15 protein-coding genes are annotated in these 22,500 nt (G+C 44.9%); 1 reads left to right on the top strand and 14 read right to left on the bottom strand.

The genetic code is table 11. From position 1 onward, the window contains the following. Positions 1 to 5: 5 nt before the first annotated feature. From ASD24_RS24040 to ASD24_RS23970, 14 genes are all read right to left on the bottom strand, one after another. Positions 6 to 368, bottom strand: a complete 363-nt coding sequence (locus ASD24_RS24040; protein WP_056701353.1) for an HIRAN domain-containing protein — start codon at positions 366 to 368, stop codon at positions 6 to 8. Between the two features lie 43 nt (positions 369 to 411). Then, complete coding sequence (locus ASD24_RS24035; RefSeq protein WP_056701351.1) at positions 412 to 1,377, bottom strand: helix-turn-helix transcriptional regulator; 966 nt, start codon at positions 1,375 to 1,377, stop codon at positions 412 to 414. A gap of 257 nt (positions 1,378 to 1,634) precedes the next feature. Continuing rightward, on the bottom strand, positions 1,635 to 2,156 hold the full coding sequence (locus tag ASD24_RS24030; RefSeq protein WP_056701349.1) for a hypothetical protein: 522 nt from the start codon (positions 2,154 to 2,156) through the stop codon (positions 1,635 to 1,637). Positions 2,157 to 2,400: 244 nt separating this feature from the next. Further along, positions 2,401 to 3,033 carry a 50S ribosomal protein L25 gene (locus ASD24_RS24025; protein ID WP_056701347.1) on the bottom strand — a complete coding sequence of 211 codons (633 nt, stop codon included), beginning with the start codon at positions 3,031 to 3,033 and terminating at the stop codon, positions 2,401 to 2,403. Between the two features lie 217 nt (positions 3,034 to 3,250). Beyond that, positions 3,251 to 3,754, bottom strand: a complete 504-nt coding sequence (locus tag ASD24_RS24020) for a hypothetical protein (RefSeq protein WP_056701345.1) — start codon at positions 3,752 to 3,754, stop codon at positions 3,251 to 3,253. Between the two features lie 241 nt (positions 3,755 to 3,995). Next, a complete protein-coding gene (gene pulA, locus ASD24_RS24015; RefSeq protein ID WP_056701343.1) occupies positions 3,996 to 6,869 on the bottom strand; it encodes a type I pullulanase in 2,874 nt (957 codons plus the stop codon). A 342-nt stretch (positions 6,870 to 7,211) separates the two neighbouring features. Continuing rightward, entirely contained in the window at positions 7,212 to 9,278 is a 2,067-nt protein-coding gene (gene pulA / locus ASD24_RS24010) for a type I pullulanase (protein WP_056701342.1), read from the bottom strand. A 156-nt stretch (positions 9,279 to 9,434) separates the two neighbouring features. Further along, positions 9,435 to 10,762, bottom strand: a protein-coding gene (locus ASD24_RS24005; protein ID WP_442952605.1) for an IS3 family transposase whose coding sequence is annotated in 2 segments (ribosomal slippage) — positions 9,435 to 10,393 and positions 10,393 to 10,762 — 1,329 coding nt in all. Because the reading frame shifts where the segments join, the coding sequence is not laid out codon by codon here. 138 nt (positions 10,763 to 10,900) lie between these two features. Continuing rightward, on the bottom strand, positions 10,901 to 12,415 hold the full coding sequence (locus ASD24_RS23995; protein WP_082560531.1) for an extracellular solute-binding protein: 1,515 nt from the start codon (positions 12,413 to 12,415) through the stop codon (positions 10,901 to 10,903). Between the two features lie 141 nt (positions 12,416 to 12,556). Then, positions 12,557 to 13,666, bottom strand: coding sequence for a glycoside hydrolase family 88/105 protein (locus tag ASD24_RS23990; RefSeq protein ID WP_056701335.1), 1,110 nt, complete (start codon positions 13,664 to 13,666; stop codon positions 12,557 to 12,559). Positions 13,667 to 13,689: 23 nt separating this feature from the next. Continuing rightward, entirely contained in the window at positions 13,690 to 15,189 is a 1,500-nt protein-coding gene (locus tag ASD24_RS23985; protein ID WP_056701333.1) for an extracellular solute-binding protein, read from the bottom strand. Positions 15,190 to 15,258: 69 nt separating this feature from the next. Then, the gene (locus ASD24_RS23980; RefSeq protein ID WP_056701331.1) at positions 15,259 to 16,131 is read right to left on the bottom strand and encodes a carbohydrate ABC transporter permease; all 873 of its coding nucleotides are present in this window, start codon (positions 16,129 to 16,131) and stop codon (positions 15,259 to 15,261) included. Between the two features lie 44 nt (positions 16,132 to 16,175). Continuing rightward, a complete protein-coding gene (locus ASD24_RS23975; protein ID WP_056701329.1) occupies positions 16,176 to 17,129 on the bottom strand; it encodes an ABC transporter permease in 954 nt (317 codons plus the stop codon). A 348-nt stretch (positions 17,130 to 17,477) separates the two neighbouring features. After that, entirely contained in the window at positions 17,478 to 19,814 is a 2,337-nt protein-coding gene (locus tag ASD24_RS23970) for a helix-turn-helix domain-containing protein (protein ID WP_056701327.1), read from the bottom strand. A gap of 539 nt (positions 19,815 to 20,353) precedes the next feature. Between ASD24_RS23970 and ASD24_RS23965 the strand changes: the two genes are divergently transcribed. Next, complete coding sequence (locus ASD24_RS23965; protein WP_056701325.1) at positions 20,354 to 22,462, top strand: endonuclease MutS2; 2,109 nt, start codon at positions 20,354 to 20,356, stop codon at positions 22,460 to 22,462. Positions 22,463 to 22,500 lie beyond the last annotated feature (38 nt).

Genomic DNA, 22,500 nt, shown 5'->3' with positions numbered 1-22,500 from the left:
ATAAATCAAGCCTTTTCTCGTGATTGCCAGCCTGTTATAAATGTGTCCATATGCGGAACGGGAACCTGTACAATCTCAATTAGCTCTACGATAATCATGTCCTTCATCGCAAACCTTACCTTTGCGCAGGTCTGTTGACTGAAGATGTCATAGAAGTCCGAACCTGTCCAACAGCCGTGAGGAATCAGACGGGGATCATTAACAATGTATCCTACCGTTCCAATCGGGGGAATGACGACTTTAATTGCATGTTGATCCCTACGATTATCAGGATCCTTGACCAGAAACAACATGTCTCCTACATGCAAAGCCTTAACACCATGATAGTGTTCCATCCCATACATGGCTGCGAATAACTCTTTACTCATGAATCATACTCCTTTACGTTTTCTCTTCAGTTCACATGGGAACTTAGGCTTCCCGATCATAATGCTTCAACCATTGAGTTAATTGATTACGAATTTCCTTACGGAATTCACGGGGCTCTAGCACTTCAGCTTGAGGCCCGAATTGATATAGCCACTTCAGAAATTCACGACTGCTGTTCAATGTCACTTCGAATAACAACCCACCATCGGGCGTATCTGTCATACGAGGACGAACAAACATCTCCTCTTCTTTTATGTAAGGGGCTATTTTATCCGAAAATTTAACTTTGAAATGGATATGTTCGTCCCCACGGTCAATAGACCATGTATGCTTCATGTACTGCGTTATGTTGAAATCACTTTTGTCAAAATGATTGTTGATCCGAACCACGTCAAGAAATCGACTGATTCGAAATAGACGCACCTTTTGCAGCAAATGACAATAACCAATTAGATAAAAGCGTTGATCACGCGGTATAAGATAATAGGGGTCAATGTCCCGAATTGTGATTTCATTATTCGTCAGTGTATGGTACTGCGTTCGAATCGTTTGTTGATGAAGAATAGCTTCAATAATCGGAATTAACAAATTGGGATCTTTACCTTCTTCCCGATAGGCAGGAGTGCCCATACGAATAATACCTGCAATATCTTCCACAATTTCACTGCTTTTTGCATTCGATCTGGAATGAGCAGACATCACTTTATCAAACGCAGAATCGAATTCAAGAGGCAGCTTAGAGGTATCCACGACAGATGGAAGCATGGAGAAAACCATCGCTTCCTTTTCCGTAAAATCAAGAGGATACATGGAAAATCCCCCAATAAAACGGTAACCTTTGCCATAACCTTCATTTGTTATAGGGGCAACCCTGTCCAAAATCCGTAGGTCACGATATATTGTGCGTACCGTTGTATTACATTTTACAGCCAATTCTTTGGCTGTAATACCGGGATTTGCTTGTATAGCCTGAAGTATACGTAGCAGACGAATTAATTTCTCTGTCATGTAGTTTCTCCCCTTCGATACTTTATCGGCAAGGAAAACTAGTTCCTTTAGTACACTGGTAAATCTTTAGACCCAATTCACTTTCGCAATTTCACCACTAACATCTAGTTCTCTTGCACTTATAACGCTATTCCAATATACATTCTCTTACTTGCTTGCGTAAATTAATAATTCAAATCCCTTTTACCTGTGTCTGATTACCTATATTAATTTTCACAAAAAAGCCTTGTCTCTTGATCAAGAGACAAGGCTTGAGCCTATGAGGTATGTAGCGCTACCAATTGGGTTAAAGCATCGATCATGTGCTCAGCAAGTTCTGGGATATCCCCCATCTGTTCCTCGTTCACATTACGGTCAAAATAGACTTCAGCGGAGACAACATATATCCTCGGTTCCTCTTCATACACGTACTGGAGCTTCAGGATTATACTCTGCTGCGGCCAGCTCTGCTGTAATATTGTACGTATTCTCTCACAATCTGGATCAGGCTGTACAATCTTCATAGCAAACCGAAGTTGCAGCCGGCAGCCGGGCACCCCATCTGGCTTTTCCAATATTTCAGCAGCAATGGCTTCAAGAGAACTGCTTAACACCACTTCTCCGGTCACTTCAGGATGTGCACGTAAACTGAATTGCAATACAAACTCTCTGGACATGCTCGCCATCTCTAGGCGATCTCGACGATCCGTGATCAGAATGAGCTCATCTAAATTATCAAGGTCATAGAGCGTATTTTCGAAGCCTACTTTCAGATTATCAAATACAGTCGGATCAAACATGATACATACCTACCTTCTTTTCCTTCAACTTAACCTATACTTAGCCGTACCTATATATTATAAACGCACAAGCACTCTGATGCGTTACAACCCCTCGTTTCAACCGTTCATGACTACATCTTGTCATTCTGCTAAGGATTGTTCATCCATGCATCTTACTCTCCTGTCTTAACAACTAAGAATAGCCCAGTCCAATGGACTGGGCTTGAGTAAGGTTAGAATCCCGCAGGATTTTATACCTTGCTTATTCTTCTGTAGACTTCTCTTCTTCAGCCGCTGGTTCTGCTTCATCTGCAGAAGCCGTAGGCTCTTCCTCAACCGCTTGTGGCGGCATTACGGAAGCGATAATGGAATCAGGAGACGTAATTAGCGTCAAGCCTTTATCCAATTTAATATCGGCAGCCGTTAGACGATCACCGATCTCCAGTCCACTTACATCTACCTCGATAGAAGTAGGCAAGTCAGCTGGCAATCCTTCGACCTCCAACTGAGTTTCCTGTGTCTGGAATACGCCGCCTGCTTTCGAGCCAGCAGCCGTACCTTGGAAATCAAGAGTTACACTTACACTGATTGGTTTATTCTTAGAAATCTGCAGAAAGTCTACATGCAACAGACGTCCGTTACGTTCCTGTTGATCCTTGATCAACACTGGAACTGTTTTGCCACCCTCTACATTGAGGTTGAACATTTCGGAGCGGCCTGTGCGCGCTACCTTCAGCACTTCTTTTTCATCTACATGTATTGGGGCGCCATCTTGTCCCGGGCCATACACGACAGCCGGAACTCGTCCGCCCTGTCTCAACAGGCGCAAGGCTGCACCTTTCTTTTCAGTTCTTGGGGTTGCCGTAAGTTGAGCCATTTTTCCGTTGGATTTCATGATTGAACATCCTCCTTCAAGGGATCCCTACTTCATATTGGTTTGAGGAAGCCAGATGCTTCGCAATTAAACCAAATGGGTCTTTATATTCTGTGGCCTAATTAGGAGCCATATCTATATTTACCCCATTGAAAGAGGTTCTCAAACATTACTTGTACATTTTTTTATTTTTGACTATAACAATCTCCCATTACCATAATGAATTTTACTGAATCAATCATCGGATCGTATCTGCTATTTCAATTAATGTTTTGTAATCATATAAGGGTTCGAGGTTGTTATTTTTTCCTGAAACCAGAGAGTATGTTAATCCCTCATTCCTCCAATAAATGGCACTGATATGATCGTTTCCCTGATCCCAAGTTTGCGAACCATTAGCTAGTTTTAGACCTTTCTTTCCATCGGGGGACGTCTTAACCTTTGAGTTGGTAATCATCATAATCAGGTTAATTCCTTGGTCTATATTGACATACGTAATTTCTACAGCATCGTATGGGTCATTGGCTGCTAGAATCCTTATCGATTTTTCAGTCATTTGGAATGGAACTGACGGTTCTTTAATGTCAAATGGGATCTTGGCTTCCGCCTCTTCAATCGAAATTTCGACTGGAGGCTTCAGATCCGAATCAGAGGTCAGTTGAGGACTTTCCCCGTTATGTAAGCAGGAGGACAATAGAATTGGGATCATACAGAGGAGCAGCAATTTACTTATAATCTTCATTTCATCACCTCAAAAATAGTGTCGTTACTTTCATTACGCTTCAAATCGCTGGAAAGTTCCATAATTTTACCAATTTAGTCTATATAGTGCACTATACTTCTATATTTATCGCAGTGATCTATACTCTGTTCGAGTGATTAATCAGCGTAACTCTACGTATAGCAAAAGCAGCCGGAACCACTCCCGACTGCCTGCACAACGTGGTCTTACATTACATGCTGCCAATTACAACTGGATTGAATTATGCACTATCCTGTTCTTCTTCAGCATTTGCCCGAATAACCTGCATCTGATCTGATCCGCTGCGCACGATGATTTGCACATCTCCATCCTCAGGCACGATATCCACATAACGGTCTCCACACGTATCTTTGGCCTCCCACTCATTCAGTCGAATGATCAAGCCGAGATGATGCAGGCCTGCGGCAACACGGAATCGAGCTTCTGCCACATTTCCTACACGTTCTAAAGGAACGGCTCCATCTTGCATACCTGTGCCCCAGACCCACACATCCCATCCCTCATAGCGCTGATCCTCACGTTCATATCGAAGGGTAACAACGCGTGAAATTTGCTTATGCACCTTCGTCATGACGGAGGCACGAATCCCACCTGCCTCGGCTACGATATCGCTTGATCCAGGCGTCAGCGCACGTACAATACCAGCTGTACTAACAGCTGCTACTTCCGGATTCGATGAGCTCCAACGAAGCTTGGTTCCTTGCAGAGGCTGACCAAATTGATCTAGAACCAATGCTCGAAAACGGCTAATGCGTGTGGTGTACATAATCGGCTCACCCACGATCTCAATTCGTTCAGCATAGCGTTGCTCCACCTGTAATGTACAGGTTGAAGTAAGCTCACCACATTGAGCGGTGATGGATGCTTCTCCCGTCTGCACAGCCTGAATTGCACCATTCGACTGGATACGCATCACATCAGGATTAGAAGAAGTCCATCGTACTTCAGTGTTCTCCACGACATTGCCTAGAAGATCCCTCACGACCGCTCTTAGCTCTGCTGTCTCCCCAGGACTATACACCTGACGTGGGCTATTAATCTCAACCACTGCCGGTTCTGCAACACATGCACGCTCTGTATCATATAGCACCATCAGCGACCATCGCTCGACAGAGACGCTAGTATTAACGGTTGTGATCGGCTCCGTACCCGCATGTTGATCATTCACCACCACATGCCAGTTTCCTTCCGGCAAATGAATCTGCTGCTGATTAGCGGAACTGTTGTAGATGACGATAATCTGATTCCAAGTATCTTGATTCGCTCCATCGTGGAGCATAAAAACAACAACGTTGCCCTCAGCACGCATAATACGCAGGTGATTCCGTACCTGTTGGGCTTCGATCATTCGAAAAGCCGGGTGTGTACGACGCAGATGGATTAAGCCACGATAATAGTCAAAAACAGGACGGAACTTAGCTTTATTCGCCCAAGTGATTGCATTAACCGCATCACCGCTACGATAGCTGTTCTGATCTCCTGATTTGGAACGGAGCATTTCATCGCCCGCATGCAGGAAAGGAATCCCCTGAGAGGTCAATAGAATGCCTGACGCTATTAAAGAGCGACGAACCATCTCATGATCTAGGACATGATCCTCTTGAACATATCGGTAGGGGTTGGCTGCTTTTACCGCAGATTCGGCACTGCCACCTTCCACAGGCTGACCATCCTTCCACGTCGGAAAACCAAGTTCATGTCGAAGGTTCATTGCTGTTGCAATTTTGTCCCATAGATTGAGGTTATCATGCGCCGTTATATAGTTGACCGTCTCTATAGGTGATGATGTGAAATCATCCAATGCTCCTGCTACTCCTGTGACTAGATCGTATTCTTTACCGGCAGCCCCGGTAGCGAATCCGGTGCCCGTTCCGTCACTATCTCCTTTAATGGCACTTCGAAAGTGATCATTGAACACGGCAAACCCCTGGCCCCGCTGTGTTCCTTTGAGTGTCTTTCGCTCTAACGGTGAGTCTCCCCCCGTCCAAGGTTCACCATAAATCAACATCGACGGATCGATATGCTCTCGCAGCTCACGTGTTAATTCATTCATTGTTTCTGTATCAATCAGTCCCATTAGGTCAAAACGAAAACCGTCGATATGATACTCTTCTGCCCAGTATAAAAGAGAATCAACAATATATTTTCTTACCATAGGACGTTCGGTAGCCAGCTCATTACCCACACCTGATCCGTTGCTCAGCGTACCGTCCGCACGATGACGATAGAAATATCCAGGCACGATGCGTTCGAATGGACCTTCCTCTATGCTGTACGTATGATTGTATACAACATCAAGCACTACACGTATTCCTTGTCGATGTAGCGACTGTACCAACAACTTGAACTCCCGAATCCGAACTGCCGGATCATGCGGATCTGTCGCATAAGAACCCTCGGGTACATTATAATGTTGCGGATCATATCCCCAGTTATAAGGTACTTTAGCTGCCGTAGTAATTTCGGAAGCAACCAATTCATTTACCGTCTGATAATCGGCTATAGGCAGCAAGTGTACATGTGTAATGCCTAATTCAGTAAGGTGATCTACGCCGATGGAATTGCCCGCATTATCTGTCAGTCCCGAAGCAGTAAAGGCAAGATACTTCCCCTTATACGGAATGTTAGCATGTGGATCTGATGAGAAGTCACGTACATGTAATTCATAGATCACAGCATCTACTGGGTGCAGAAAAGTAGGCTTCACATCTTGCTCCCAATCGACCGGATGTGTATCCTCGAGATCAATAATCGCTGTCCGCTGCCCGTTGGCAGATACTGCCCGAGCATAAGGGTCTGCCACCACTTCTATACGCTGATCGGCATGGGTGACCTGATACATGTAATAATACTCCGCCCAGTTCCCTTCAAGCTTCAAGCTCCATATTCCATCTGGCTCTTGAGCCATCAAATGCTCTTGGCCATCTGTATGTTCAGTTACCTTTCCCTTTGCATCATAGATTCCAGCACCTTCAAAAAGGAGTAGTGAAACCTGTTGTACCGTTGGTGCCCACAGTTTAAAGAAACTTGCAGCACGAGTATATGTTAAGCCAAGATCGTTGCCATCATAACGAAAAGATGTCCATTCCGGCATCGTTCCCACCGCCTTTATATGCATGAATTTCATGTTGTCCCGATGTTACGAAGTGGGACGCCATTTGTCAACCCAAGGTTGTCTGATACTCAACATATCGGTTTATGCTCGCTTTTGATGAAGTCATATCTGGGCAAAAGTTCTATCGCCCGCAGCAATCGCTTTCAAAATACAGCATATGTAAACAAGTGCCATAGATTGACAGCATTTATACCTGTCCAGACGAAAAAGGCATGAAATGTTCAATATGATCCAACACGCTAACGTCTTATGCCAAAAAAGCCCCTCTTCCAAAGAAGAGAGGCAGATCATTTCTATACCTATTCTGTTTATTGATTGTGATTATGAGCAATACATAACTGTCATTGAGATGGCCGGAATGCTAAGCTCTCCACCTACTACTGTACGGATCGTATCCGTACCCGCTCGTCCTTGCTCCACAACCACATGCCATTGTGCTGACGGAATGGAAAGCGCTCGACTTTCTTTGGCAGCGTTATAGGCAACAATGACTCGCTTCCACGAATCGCCTGATGCTGTGCCGAGTAACTCATATGCCAGAATACCGTTGCCCTGTTCAAGCAAACGTATATTCTGCTCAATCTCTCCTCGGGTACGAAGGCGAAAAACAGGATGCTCTCGACGCAGACGAATCAAACCGCGATAATAATCAAATACCGGTTTGAACTGCTTTTTGTATTCCCAATGGATAGCGTTAACTACATCCCCGCTCTCATGGCTGTTAGCGTCACCAAACTTGGTACGCAGCAATTCATCACCAGCAGCCAGAAATGGTACACCTTGAGAGGTCAATACAATGCCATTGGCAAGCAAACATCGCCGTACCATTTCATTCTCTAGCACATGTTCAGCTTCAACCTGCTTATACGGGCTCGCTTGTTGAACCGCTTGCTGCACATTGTCGTATCCTTTGACACTGCCGTCCTCATCATAGCTGATAAAACCGAGTGTATCCTCCAGTCCTTGCGTATACGCAACCTTGTCCCACAAATTAAGATTATCATGGGCGGTAACATAATTAATGGTTTCTGTCGGAGCTGCAGTAAAATCGGTAATAGCTCCCTTTACGCCAACCCACACGTTTTCTTCCGCTCCTTCTGCACCTGTTGCAAACCCTGTTCCTGCACCATCACTGTCCCCCTTAATAGCTCCGCGAAAATTATCATTAAAGACAGCAAAACCAGACTCACGTTGATCCCCCTTAAGCGTCATATCGTCTCCAAGAGGCGATTCCAGTGCGCCCCAAGGTTCTCCATATAACAGGATGGATGGTGAGACCTTCTCATGGAGGTCTGCCGCCAGACTTTTCATCGTTGCTGTATCAATGAGCCCCATCAGGTCAAATCGAAACCCATCTACATGGTATTCCTCTGCCCAATAGCGTACAGAATCCATAATGAATTTACGCACCATATGACGCTCCGTCGCTACTTCATTGCCTGTTCCCGATCCGTTACTGTATGTGCCATCCTCCAATTGACGGTAGTAGTACCCTGGATAGAGCTTCTCAAATGAACTTCTCGCAGTGTCGAAAGTATGGTTGTAGACCACATCCATAATGACGCCGATCCCCTTTTGATGCAGAGCCATCACCATCGATTTGAACTCTCGAATTCGAGTCTCTGGTTCATCCGCCCTTGTTGCATAAGAGCCTTCTGGCACATTGTAGTGGAGTGGATCATACCCCCAATTATAATTAGATCGTTCGGAATTGGATGTATCTACCTGAGCTTCATCTACTGTAGCAAAATCAAATACGGGTAGCAGATGCACATGAGTAATGCCAAGCTCAGCCAAGTGATCAATACCGATGGAATTACCTTCTGAATCCAGTAAACCCGTCTCAGTAAAAGCCAGATATTTGCCCCTATACTTCATCCCAGATGAAGGGTGAATCGAGAAATCTCGCACGTGTAGCTCGTACAACACCGCATCCACCGGGCTCGCGAGTTCTGGCCGAACATCTTCTTTCCATCCCTCGGGATCTGTATGCTCCAGTCTGACGATCACCCCCATCTCTCCATTCATGGTGACAGCCCTGGCATAAGGATCTACTGCTATCTCGCGTCTTCCGTCCCCGAAGGTAGTCTGAATCATATAACGATAGCTGCACCAATCACCGCTCATCTCGACGTGCCAGATGCCTTGAGCTAGTTTATTCATGGGAATTTCTTTAGGTTTCAATTGTCCCGACCGATCAGAATATTCTTCAGGACTCCCGTCTGTAGATGGGGGATATAACAACAGATGAACTTCAGCAGCCTTCGGTGTCCATACTTTGAAACTACATGACGCTGATTGCATCGTAATACCTAGATCGTCTCCCTCATATGTATCGTTTACATCCTCAACATACCGTTGATCCTCGTATTCATATTGCTCTATCATGTCTGTGTGCTCCTCTCTGTGGGCGTCAAGTTGACTATGTTATAAGTGCTCCTCTACTCTTATACCCCTTCCACAGTCCATTCATAATAGAAATGAATAAAAAAGGTTACGAACCCGAAGTGATCTGTACCCCTTGTCAAGGACAATTAAAAAAGGTTAGGCTACTTCAAGCTGCTGTCTGTATCGTGCAGGCGGCAGCTTATTTAAGTTCCATTGACCTCGGTAATGATTGTAATAGATCATGTAGCTCCTCACTTCTTGCTTAACCTCTTCCAGAGTCATACATGTTTTGAAATTTGTTTCATCTTTAAAATACCCAAAGAAAGATTCTTGTGGAGCGTTATCCCAACAGTTTCCTCGGCGTGACATGGATTGATGTAGCCCCATTTGTTTCACAAGCTTTTGGAATTTCGGATGGGTGTAGTGGAATCCTTGATCCGAATGAATCAAGGCATCTGGAGAGAGATGACGATGCTTTCTGAGTTGTTTCAACGTTTCGATCGCCATGTCCAATCCAAGGGAAGCGGAGACTTCATAGGCTAAAATTTCATTCGTTTCAGCATCTTTAATTGTCGATAGATAGGCTCGCTTGGTTGTCCCATAGGTTAAATATGTGATGTCGGTTAAGAGAACCTTGCCAGCAATCCCTTGCTTAAAGGCTCGCTTTAACGTGTTGGGACAGGTTCGATGCTCTTGGGTCGCTTTAGCCATACGACGTGCGGGATTTGCTTTTCGAATCGGACAAACGATGCTGTACTTTTGCATGATACGACGAATTCGCTTGAGGTTGTATATGACGCCGTATTGATGTGCGAGCGTCATTTTGATTTGACGGGCACCTTTCTTCCTCCCACGGTAATGATAAGCTTTCAGGATGATCGCCTTCACCTTCTGATCTTCCTGTTCCTGCTTTTGACGATGTAACCTGGCATCTTCGCTACAATATTGGTAATAGCCTGAACGTGAAACGCCAGCAATGGTACAAAGAGCGTGAACCTTGCGTTGAAAAGAGTATGCATGAATCATCTGTTGAATCAGTTCGAATTTTTGTCGTGTACTCAGTTGGATTTCTTTCTTCTCATCTGCCTTTCGAGTTGATCGAGCTTTTTTAAGAATTCATTCTCCGCTTCAAGCCATTTCATTTTTGCTTCCAACTGGGCATATTTTTCTTCAAGACTTAATTCACGGGTGAGAGGACGGCCTGAAGTGTGTTTTCTACCGTCAGTTAATCCAGCAGCTCCTTTTTCCTGATAAGCCGTACGCCATCGATTGGAAGCCTTTCGAATCCGGGTTGCACCCAAGACGTCAATAGGAAAGCCCGCCTCCTGAAAAATCTCACTGGGAAGCGTACCTTGACGGTGTTCTTGAATAAATCGTTCTTTGAACGAATCCGTGTACGTAATAGCTTTAGCACTAACATTTTTCACATAGGGGTTTCTTCTTAACTGATCTTGCTCTTGCGTTGTAAAGTGTTTTTTTGACATTTGCTTGCCCACCGCTCGTTTTTTATTCATTGTACACAAAAAAGACCCTACAAGATGACCTTTTTTAAAGTGTCCATCTTATAGGGTACAGTTTAAAGATTCGCAACCCTTATTTTAGAACGTAGATGATAAAATTGATTACTTACCGTTCAATTCCTTATACGATGCTTCAAACTCTGAGATCAGTTGGTCACCACCGGATTTCTTCCAGTTTGCCACTTCTTGCTCCCAGCCTGCATCATCTAGTTTACCCATAATATATTTGGTTTGGGCATCCCAGATCATCTGATCTAACTCTTGACCTCTCTCCGTATAGATTGCAGAAGAGAGTGTCAGGGCAGGGTTCGGAATTGCATACTGTTCATTCTCACGTGCCATCTTTGTACCCTTCATACCAATAGGTACGTCCACCAGTTCAGCAACATTGTAACCCTCAATACTTAGAAGATTATCACGGTAAGGCTTTACTTCCCGTTGATATGCATCAAAGTCTTTTAGCTCCGTTTTGCCATCAGCAGTCTCGGTATAGTGCACATCCTTCAAACCGCGTAATTGTAACGTACTAAGTTCTTCATCCATTAGCTGATCCAAGAAGGTGAGTACCTTCTTCAACTGCTCTTCATCAGGTACGGCAGCTTTCGGAATGACGAGCATACCATAGTTACCTGGTTCCCCAGCGATACGAATTCCATCCGGTCCTTGGAATGGAGCGACATCGATCTCTCCATCCGGTGCATTCGGTGTGAGACGTTGCTGGGATGACTTGCCGTTCTGAGCTACCCCGTTCAGCTTTATGCCAATGAGACCGGAATCCATCTTTTTGTCCGCTTCCGATGGATCAAGTGCAGGGAAATCACTGTTAATGAGTCCCTCACTAAACAACTTTTTGAACAACTTCATCGTGTCTACATATTCCGAAGTCATGAATTCTGGTGTCAGTTTACCCGAGTCGTCCACGCCCCATTTATTTACGCCTCCGATACTCACTGCAATCCGTGTAAGTGGGGAAGATACGCCTTCATTGTACCGCTTGAATAGCAATGCACCATAGGTGTCTTCTTTGCCATTTCCATCAGGATCATCCTTGCGCATGGAATGCATCACGTTGTACCAATCATCCAAAGTTTTGGGTACTTCCAAGTTCAACTTGTCAAACCAGTCCTTACGATACACAATCGCGGTACGGCCGATGTCACGGAAATTAGGGATACCGTAGATTTTGCCTTCTATTTTGATATTTTCAAAATACGCCTCGGATTGGGCAGACAGGTTCTTATAATCCTTCAGGTAAGGGCCAAGTTCCCAGAACAAGCCTGTTTTGGCTGCATTAAATGTTGTCGGTACATAGTTCACCCGCATAATGGTGGGCATCTCGCCCGAAGCAACCATGACGTTCACTTTATCATCAAAAGCAGACTGCGGAATCCATTGCACATTCACATCGGTACCCGTATATTCCTCAATCTTTTGCTCAACCCCGTTCTCCTTCGCAGGTACATCACCTACCTGCATTAAAGAGATGGAAATGGGAAACTTGCCTTCTCCCGTCGCAGCAGGTGCTTTCTCTCCCCCACAACCTGCGAGCAGTCCTGCGGACATTGCACCTATGACAACCAATCCGCTTAAACGAGACATCCGTACTTTTGGGCTCATGAACCATCTCTCCTTTTGGATAAACTAATCATTACATGCCTCCATTGACTAGAAGATGCTCACGGGTAGTTGGAGCCATATGATGGATTGAAGCAAAACCAATAAATGAATGCGCTATCATAAATGTTCTGAAGAAAAGAACTAGCATGTAGCTAGTTCCATCTCCACTCCTGCAAGAATAAACGGAGCGACCGATTTCGGATCATTGATCCGAATTGATTCTGTTACATAATACTCATATGAACCATCACGATAAGGACTGCCGCCAAGGCCAGCTCCACCATTACATTGCGTTAAGGAGAGTACGCCTTCTCGATCCGTTTGCAGCAAATGCTGTAACAGACCTTGATATCCCTTTTCCGCAATCGACTTAAATTTACCACTCAGATATCCTTTGCGCACACCTTTAGCTAAGGCATACACAAACATCGAAGTCCCCGATGCTTCCAAGTAATTGCGTTCACGACCTGGTTGATCCAAGAGATGCGGCCATAATCCAGTCTGTTGATCCTGAACATGTACAAGCGCATTAGCCAGTCGTTCGAAAATACCTACAATCTGTCCACGCTGTTCATGATCCATTGGCAAATAGTCCAATGTGTCTACCACAGCCATCACATACCAGCCGACGGCTCTGCTCCAGACATGGGGAGAACAACCCGTTTCCCCTGAGCTCCAGCGCTGCTCTTTACTCTCATCCCAAGCATGATACAACAGACCGCTCCGCGGATCACGTGTGCGCTGCTCTACCAAGAGCAACTGTAGTGCTGCCTTATCAAACCACTTGTCTTGACCCGTTACGGCTCCATATTGCGTCAGGTAAGGGGTCGCCATATACAACCCATCTAGCCACATTTGGAAAGGATATATCTTTTTGTGCCAGAACCCACCTTCGCTTGTACGCGGCTGGCCTTTGAGCTGTACCATAAGTAGGTCAGCCGCTTGGCGATACTTCTCCTTTCCTGTTTTTTCTAAGAGTAGAAATAACGATTTCCCTTGATTAATCTGATCCAGATTATATTCCTCAACACCATAGGTTCGAATCGTACCGTCTTCCTGCACGAAATGATCCATTAGTTCCTGGATATAGTCAAAATACTTTTGTTCCCCCGTATGGGTGTACAACTCTTCTAAAGCTTTTAATATACAACCATTCTCATAATGCCAGGTGGAGTACAAGTCATGGCTACGATAACTTTCCATGAACTGTTCAGCCATTCGCACTGGCGTAAATTGTAACGTTTCTTTCATCGCGCTCCTCCGCTTCTAGCTCATTATTGAGCTTGCTTTTTGTAGTCCTCCGCATATTCTTCGCGAATTTTATTTCCACCTGCATTCGCCCAATTCTCAATTTCCTTCTGCCAGCCTGCTTCATCGATCTTGCCCATAATGTATTTGGTCTGCGCATCCGCGATCATCTGATCAAGATCCGCGCCGCGATCACCATAGGTAGGAGAATACAACGTAAGGGCAGGGTTCGGAACAGCGTGCTCCGCAAGCTCTTTCGCGAGTGCAGTTCCTTTTTCACCCAGCTCAGTATCTTTCAGTTTCGGTACATTATAGCCCTCAACATAAGGGAAATTATCACGATACGGCTTCACTTCACGTTGGAAAGCGTCGAAGTCGCTCATCTCTACCTGATCTTCACCAACCTTGGTGAAATGTTTATCTTCGATACCACGCATCAAGAGTGTAGCCATTTCAGGATCCATCAACTTATCAATGAATGCTAACAAACTCTTCAGTTCTTCTTCCGATTTCACCGTGGATTTAGGGAATGCCAGAATACCTGAGTTACCTGTCTGTCCTGCAACGCGATCTCCATTTGAACCTAACAATCCAGCGATATCTACTACACCATCTGGGTTGTTCTTGGATAAACGTTCCTGCTGACTTTTACCGTTCTGTGCAACACCCACACGCATACCCACTAAACCGGAATCGTATTTCTTCTCAGCTTCTGTGGAATCAAATACTGCAAAATCTTGGTTAAGCAACTTCTCATCATACAAACGCTTCAGAAGATCCATGACTTGTTTATATTCAGGCGTCATAAATTCCGGTGTAAAGCTTCCATCGTCCTCCACTTTCCACTTGTTTGGCGCGCCAAAGCTTACACCAAGACGAGTTGTGAAGGAATATTGATCCTCGTTGTAACGCTTGAACAGCATCAGACCAAATGTATTACTTTGACCATCTCCATCTGGATCAGAAGTGGACAACGTTTTGATCGTCTCATACCATTCATCTGGTGTTGTCGGTACTTTGAGATTCAGCTTCTCAAACCAATCTTTACGGTAAATGACGGTTGCCCGGGCAATATCGGAGAATACAGGTACGCCGTAAATTTTCCCTTCAACCTTGATGTTGTCAAAAAAGCGCTCGTTCTGTGCAGACAGATTTTTATAATCCTTCAACAACGGTCCAACTTCCCAGAACACTTCATTACGCATCGCACTTGTTACCGTAGGGTTATATTGAACTTTCACAATTTTAGGCATGTCGCTGGAAGCGATCATGACATTGATTTTGTCATTGTACGCTGAAGCCGGAATCCACTGGACATCCAGTTTCGTATTGGTATACGCTTCAATTTTCTTCTGTACTTCATTATCCTTGCTTGGAACGTCCCCTACTTGTGCGATCGCAATGGATACATTTTGCACGCCGCCTTCAGCAGCCTGACCCTCATCTGATCCGCATCCCGCGAGCAAACCTGTAACCAGTGCAAGTGTGCTCAGAACGGCTACGGCTTTCTTTTTTGTTGCTTTCATAGAATGAAACCTCCCCTTTTTATGCAGCTTTAACTGTTTTAAAGTTCCGATTTCTTAACATGTGCCAACTCAACCTTTCACCGAACCTAGCATCACCCCTTTGGCAAAATGTTTTTGCAGGAACGGGTAGACAAGCATAATTGGAATGGTTGAGAACACGATAACCGCCATACGGATGGTGAGTGGCTGAATCTCCGTTTCCTCGATACTTGTATCCCCAATCCGGCTCTGTGCCAGAATGACAATCTCACGTAGCCACACCTGTACCGGCCATTTCTGACTATCGTTGATATAGATAACTGCACTGAAGAAGCTGTTCCAGTGAGCTACGGCATAAAACAAGGAGAACGTTGCCATCGCCGGCATGGATAAAGGCAACACAATTCGGAATAATACGCCGACGTCGTTACATCCATCTATTTTGGCCGCATCCTCCAGTTCATCAGGGATGGCCTGGAAGAAGTTTTTAAGAACGATCAGGTTAAACGCACTAATTGCCGTAGGCAGCATGAGCGACCATAACGTGTCTGTCAGGTGTAGTGATTTCACGACGAAGTAGGTCGGGATCATGCCTCCGCTAAATAACATGGTGAACAGTACACCTAACAAGATCGGCTGACGTCCACGCAAGTATCTTCTTGAGAGCGGATAAGCCATAAGAGACGTAAACAACAAGTTAATTAGTGTTCCAATGACGGTGATGTAGATGGATACACCCAAACTACGAATCAGGGTATCTGTAGAGAAAATATAGCGATATGCAGCAAGTGAGAATTCTTTAGGAAAAAGAATGAATCCTCCCTTGGCTACTTCACTCGGGCTTGTAAAGGAGACCGCCAAAATATAAATGAATGGGATGACGGTCACAATTCCGATTAACAATAGCAAGCCATGATTGAGAAAGTCGAAAATCCGGTTACCCCACGTTTTATCCTGTTGCATCTTAATGTTCACTCCTGTCTGGTGAAGAGCGCCTGCTCTTTATGTCAGTAGACGCCTTCCTCCCCGAATTTTTTGGCCAACTTATTGGCACCTAGTACAAGTGCCAGACCGACGACCGACTTGAACAATCCCACGGCAGCACTGTAACTGTACTGTGCCTGTGTCAGACCTTTCGTGTACACGTAGGTGTCAAACACCTCGCCCACATCGCGGTTTGTCGGAGTCAGCATCAGGAAGATTTGTTCAAAGCCTGTATCCAGGAAGTTGCCCAGACGCAGAATGAGCAGAATAACAATGGTACTACGAATAGCAGGCAGCGTAATGTGCCACGTCTGACGCCAGCGGTTGGCGCCATCGATTCTTGCCGCTTCATAGAGCTGTGTATCTACACCAGAGAGGGCAGCAAGGAAAATGATTGTACCCCAGCCGACTTCTTTCCAAATGGATTGTCCAACAATCATGGTACGGAACCAGCCTGGCTCAAGTAAGAAGGCAACTTTTTGTCCCGTCAGATTGTAGAGCAATTCATTAATGGCACCGCCTTCAGTGGTGAACAACATGTAGAACACACCAACAACAACAACCCATGATACAAAGTGTGGTACATAGACAAGTGTTTGTACGAATCGTTTGAAACGTTCACGACGAACTTCATTCAACATCAGTGCCAGTACAATTGGCAGTGGGAAGAAAAACACCATGTTATAGATGGCAAGCAAGAACGTATTTCGGAATAAAGTCCAGAACTGCGGTTCCCCGAAGAAACGTGAAAAATGCTTAAAACCAACCCACTCACTGCCGAGGATGCCTTTGTAAGGCGTGTAATCCTGAAAAGCCATCGTAATGCCATACATAGGTATGTATTTGAAGATAATAAAGTAAAGCACACCGGGTATTAACATAATATAGAGCCACCGGTTTTTGATGATGTCCCTCCACAGTAGGTTTTTGTCACTGCGGGTAGCGGGCCGTGTCTGAGCCGCCGTTTCGGCTTTCATAGTGTCTTCCTCCCCACATTGGAAACGATTACAAAATATCACTTCCTGAATTCATGTCTTCATTGTGGAGGATAAACACATCACTGGCTATCGTCTCATTTTAGCTTCTTGTTTCCCCTTATGTAGCAAGGGTTTACAGCTTTTGTGTAATTGAATTCACACCGGTAATGAACTGCTTTTAACCTCAATATCTCTGTCTTAACTCCTGGGAAAAGATGAGGACAATCTGTAAACGAGGCTGTGATCTTCTAATTCTTCTAGTCCACAGGAAAAGTTAGCCCAGAGATGATTCGCATCACATTACCTCAAAAAAACCTGCCCGCCATAGCAGGCGAAGCAGGTCTATTTCTACCGTTGTTGTTCCCGATATTTCCCCGGGGTCGTGCCTGTAATTTTACGAAATGTGCGAATAAAAGCCGTCGGATTAGTGTAGTTCAATTTCTCTGCAATCTCTGATATTTTCAGATCCGTTGTCTGTAGCCAGGTCTTGGCTTTTTCCATACGGTATTGGGCTAAATATTCTGTGAAGTTCACGCCTGCTTCTTTCTTGAACACACGGCTCAAATAAACAGGATGAAAATTCAATTCCTCCGCACAAGCCTCAAGTGACAGCTCACGATCATAACGTTCTTCGATTAATCGGATCATTCGTCGAGCGATATTCATGTATTGAGACTCTTCCTGCTCCCGCCAGAAATGGATGACCGGTTGAAATAAGCGTTTGCGGAACCAATTCGTCATCTCATCCAGTGTAGACAGCTTCAACAAACGAGCCATCGACGCCTTCTCCCCCAACACTTCCGCCACATCTCCACCCTGTTCCTGTACTAATTGATATACACGGGACAACAATTGAACCATAATGACCGGATACTCACTGAAATGTAGTTTCTTATCTGCAAGTAATCCCAAGTACTGCGTGAAGTAGGCATCCGTTTTCTCCACATCACCCTGCTTCAGCGCAGAAGCCAATTGATCTTCGATCATCCGTAACTGTGTATATAGGGCGGCTTCCGTCTGACCTCGCGGCTGAATATCCTCATAATGCAAAATAATACGGCTACCCAGGCTCACTCGCCCTTGGAGTGCTTCCCGGCTCTCCTGATAAGCTTGTGGTGTATCGCCTATGGCCTGATAAGATCGGCTGATCCCAATACTTACGGGCAGATTCAGATAAGTGACGACACGTTCTCGTATGCCTTCGGCTTGAGTGTGCATCCATTCTTTTAGTTGCAATTCATCATGCAGTTCAGAGGCCAGAACGGTAACCTGGGCGTCATCAATCATGACTGGTGTGAACCGAATTTCCGGAGGAAGCCATTCTCCAACGATGTTATTTACAGCGAAAAGCAGCAGATCCCGATCCTGCTCCTCATAACGCGTCCCCTCAATGGTATCCATCTGAAGTGTAAGCACACCAAGGCTCGACCAGTTGGTTGGAAAATCATATAGATCACCCTGATATCTGAAGTCCTCTTCCGATATTTTGCCTGTTAATAGTTTCGTCATAAAAAATTCCTGTAAATGAACGTGTTGTCCTTTCATCTGCTCTCGCATGGTCTGTTCTGAACTGAATAAGGTCGATAATCGCTCTTCAATATAGCTGAATTCATCCTGTCTTCGACCTTTCGAATCCATAGGAGAGTCCAGCCCTTTAGTGAATTGAAGAAGTCTCGAAATGGGTGAATACATCCGCCGGCTCCCGTAAAAGGCAACTAATCCGGTTAATCCCAGCATCACCAGTGTTGCCACTCCCGTTACCAATGCAATTTTCTGAGATTGAGCAGTAATCTGCCCAAGAGATACAACAGATACGTACAACCATCCGTTAAGCTGTGACTGTTTATAACTAACAGCCACCTGATTCCCCTCTACATCTGCATTGAAGAAGCCTTCTGACTGCCCTGTTACTTGCACTTTTTCTTGAATTTCCTCATTCAATGCAGTGTACTTCCCATTTTGATCCGCATCATTCAGGAAGAACTTCTGATCCCGATCAAGCACATACATATCTCCTGAATTCGTATTCCGACTCAAATAAGAGCTAAGCTCTGTATCGGAAATATCAATCACAAGAAATCCTTTCGGTTTGACATTCGTCGGCATCATCGGGATTTTGAACACCATGCTAACCACATTGTCCGAAGAAATGAGTGCGGGAACGATCTCCTGTGTTGAATCGCCCACGCCTGCCGATGCAGGTACACTTTCTTTTGCTGAGTTTACATTCTGCGTCACCCAGAATAAACTGTTCGTATACTTCAGATACGAGCCGATTCGATCTCGGATACTAAAATCGTCTAATTTGCCAAACGAACGCATCGAAACAACCCAGTCCTCATCTAGATTGACTAAATAAGCCTGATCAATATTAGTCACTACCTGTAAATTGTTAAAGCCAGATGTCAGATCACGGATTTGCTCAAATTCGCTACTATCCAGTGGATGTTTCATCGCTTGTAAAACCAAAGGAGAATTTACGTATTGAATAGATGATAATTGCAAACTGCGCAGCACCTGCTCCACCCTCATCTGAGTCTGATGTAATATCTGCAGATTACTCTCGCGCACCTTTTGCTCAATATCCTGTGAAGCAATCGTATATGAGACAGAGCCAATAATGATGACTGGAAGCGCTCCAAGGATCATGGTGAAGCATAGCAGACGCAGCAAGTATTTTGGCAAAGAAGAGCACCCTCCTTCTACAAACTTTCCATTTCATAATATCGCTTACATTGGGTTAATTTACTATTGTTATTTTAAAACCCATTCTTATTCAAGTCCACTCATTTCTTCTGAACGATGAACTTCCGGGTTGACTTTGAGGTAATTTCCAGCTTATATTAGTTGCATATTCCTCAATCAAAGGAGAGATTTTGATGTCGGTGAGCGTTCTTAACTAACCAAGTTTCATATTCAGGAGTTTGGCCTCTCATTTCGCATATGCCCTCAGGCATACGTGTATTTCATGATGAGCCAGATCCCTGTACTTAGTTAAGAACAGCGGATATCATAAATCGCCTCCGGGATTGTACTTGTCCGGGTCTATTTCCGCGCTGTGTTCAGCGTGGATTTTTTTGTTATAGACCTTATTGGACTCTGCTTTCCCATACAGCTTAGGGCGGAGAATGACGTTTGTTCATTCTCTGCCCTTTTTGCGTTTTACAGGAATAAATCAGCTGCAATAACCAAACACCATATTTTAATATTAAGGAGAGATTCCCATGAACGAAAACACTTTACGCACACTGAATTATTTTGAAATTCAAAAAAACGTAGCCTTCTGCGCGCGATCTTATTTGGGCAAACGTCATGCTCATAACATGAAACCGATGAATGATGTACATTGGATTCAGACGCGGCTAGAAGAAACAGCAGAAGCTGCTCTTATGCTCCGTTACGGCGCGAGCATCCCCATTCCATCCCTTGATGGGATGGAAACCATCATGGATCTGCTAGGCACAGGATATTTATTCAGTGAACGTGATTTCAGTCATCTTGCACAATTTCTGCGAAGCTGTGCACAGCTGATGAAATATATGGAGGGCAAATCCGAGATCGCTCCAACCGTCAGCCGTTATGCTGCATCTATGATGCTGATGGAATCATTGCTCAGCGAGATTGAACGTAGTATCCATAACGGACGTATTCAAGATCTGGCGAGCAAAGAGCTTACACGAATCCGTAAAAAAATGATGGTAAATGAAGAGCGAATGAAGCGTAAGCTCGATTCACTGCTCGGCAAACATCGCTCCATCATGCAGGAAAATGTTATTAGTCAACGTAATGGAAGAACCGTTCTGCCGATCAAGAAGGAATTCCGCAAGCTGGTCAAGGGCAGTGTGTTGGACGAATCAGGAAGTGGGCAAACGGTATATATTGAGCCGGTAGAACTGATGAGTCTTCATAGTGAACTCGCAGCACTACAGGGAGATGAATCTCGAGAAGAGATGAAAATCCTTGGTGAGTTGACCACGCTCACTGAGTCATATAGTCGTGAAATTGCTCTGAATACCGAGACGGTAGGCATACTAGACTTTCTACTGGCAAAAGCAAAATATGCGGTCACTATGGATGGACGCGTTGTTCAAGTTAATGCAGAAGGAAGAGTTCAAATCCAACGTGCACATCATCCATTGATGGGCGAATCTATGGTTCCACTCGATTTTACAATTGGCACGAACTATCGTTCACTCATTATTACGGGGCCGAATACCGGGGGTAAAACAATAGCACTCAAGACACTCGGACTACTTACCCTTATGATGCAATCCGGTTTACTTGTCCCTGTTGGAGAAGGTGGTACGATGTCTGTATACAGTGAAATTGCGGTGGATATCGGAGATGGTCAAAGCATGGAGCAAGCGCTTAGCACGTTCTCTGCCCATATTCGCAACATGATCGGTATCCTGGAACAGGCTAATTCCTCAACACTCGTTCTCATTGACGAGATGGCTTCTGGTACAGATCCAGGGGAAGGGGTTGGATTATCCATCGCCATGCTTGAAGAGCTGCATCGACGAGGAGCAACGGTTGTAGCCACCACCCATTTTGGAGAAATTAAGCATTTTGCTGCCGCTACACCAGGTTTTGAAAATGCTCGGATGGAATTCGACACGGCAACACTTCAGCCGTTATATCGGTTGCGAATTGGGGAAGCTGGACAAAGTTATGCGTATGCCATTGCACTGAAACTAGGAATGGCACAACACATTATCGATCGTTCGAAGTCCATCTCCGACCAGGGCGTTCAACAGAGCAATTCATCAACAGAGAAATGGATAACAGAACCTTCTTCAACCCTATCAGGTGAAACGGAAGAAGATCCATTAATTCAATCGGATAGCTTATTGGAATTGAAGGGGGATCACCACATAACCTCCCAGTCTGAACAGAAGCCACACAAAAGCTCACTTTCACAATCAACAGAAAAACATCCTGTAAGTGACATAGCCAAACCTTTCGTGCCTACCAACACCCCTTCTGTGGCTGAGTCGGCGCTTACGTCTATGAAGCCGGAAGAATCAGAGACAGCTGTAAAAGCCTACGTATTCCAAAAGGGAGACCGGGTCTACATCGGGTATCTTGATCAAACCGGAACTGTATGCGACGTTGAGGATGCTCGTGGCAATATCGGAGTGATGCTACGCGGTCGCAAGATTAAGATTCACAAGAAGAGATTGACTCTGCATATCGCTGCCGATCAACTCTACCCTGACAACTATGACCTCGATATAGTATTCGAGAGCAAAGTGAACCGGAAGAAGCGTAAACTTATGGGACGTAAACATGTGGAAGGACTTCAGATAGAACTGCCTCCTGAACAACAATGATGATCCTAGTATCTGATATACTGTAAGAAAGACCTGAC

Origin of the sequence: Paenibacillus sp. Root52 (assembly GCF_001426865.1) — a bacterium.
Classification (GTDB): Bacteria; Bacillota; Bacilli; order Paenibacillales; family Paenibacillaceae; genus Paenibacillus.
This window is presented reverse-complemented; position numbering and strand designations above follow the sequence as displayed.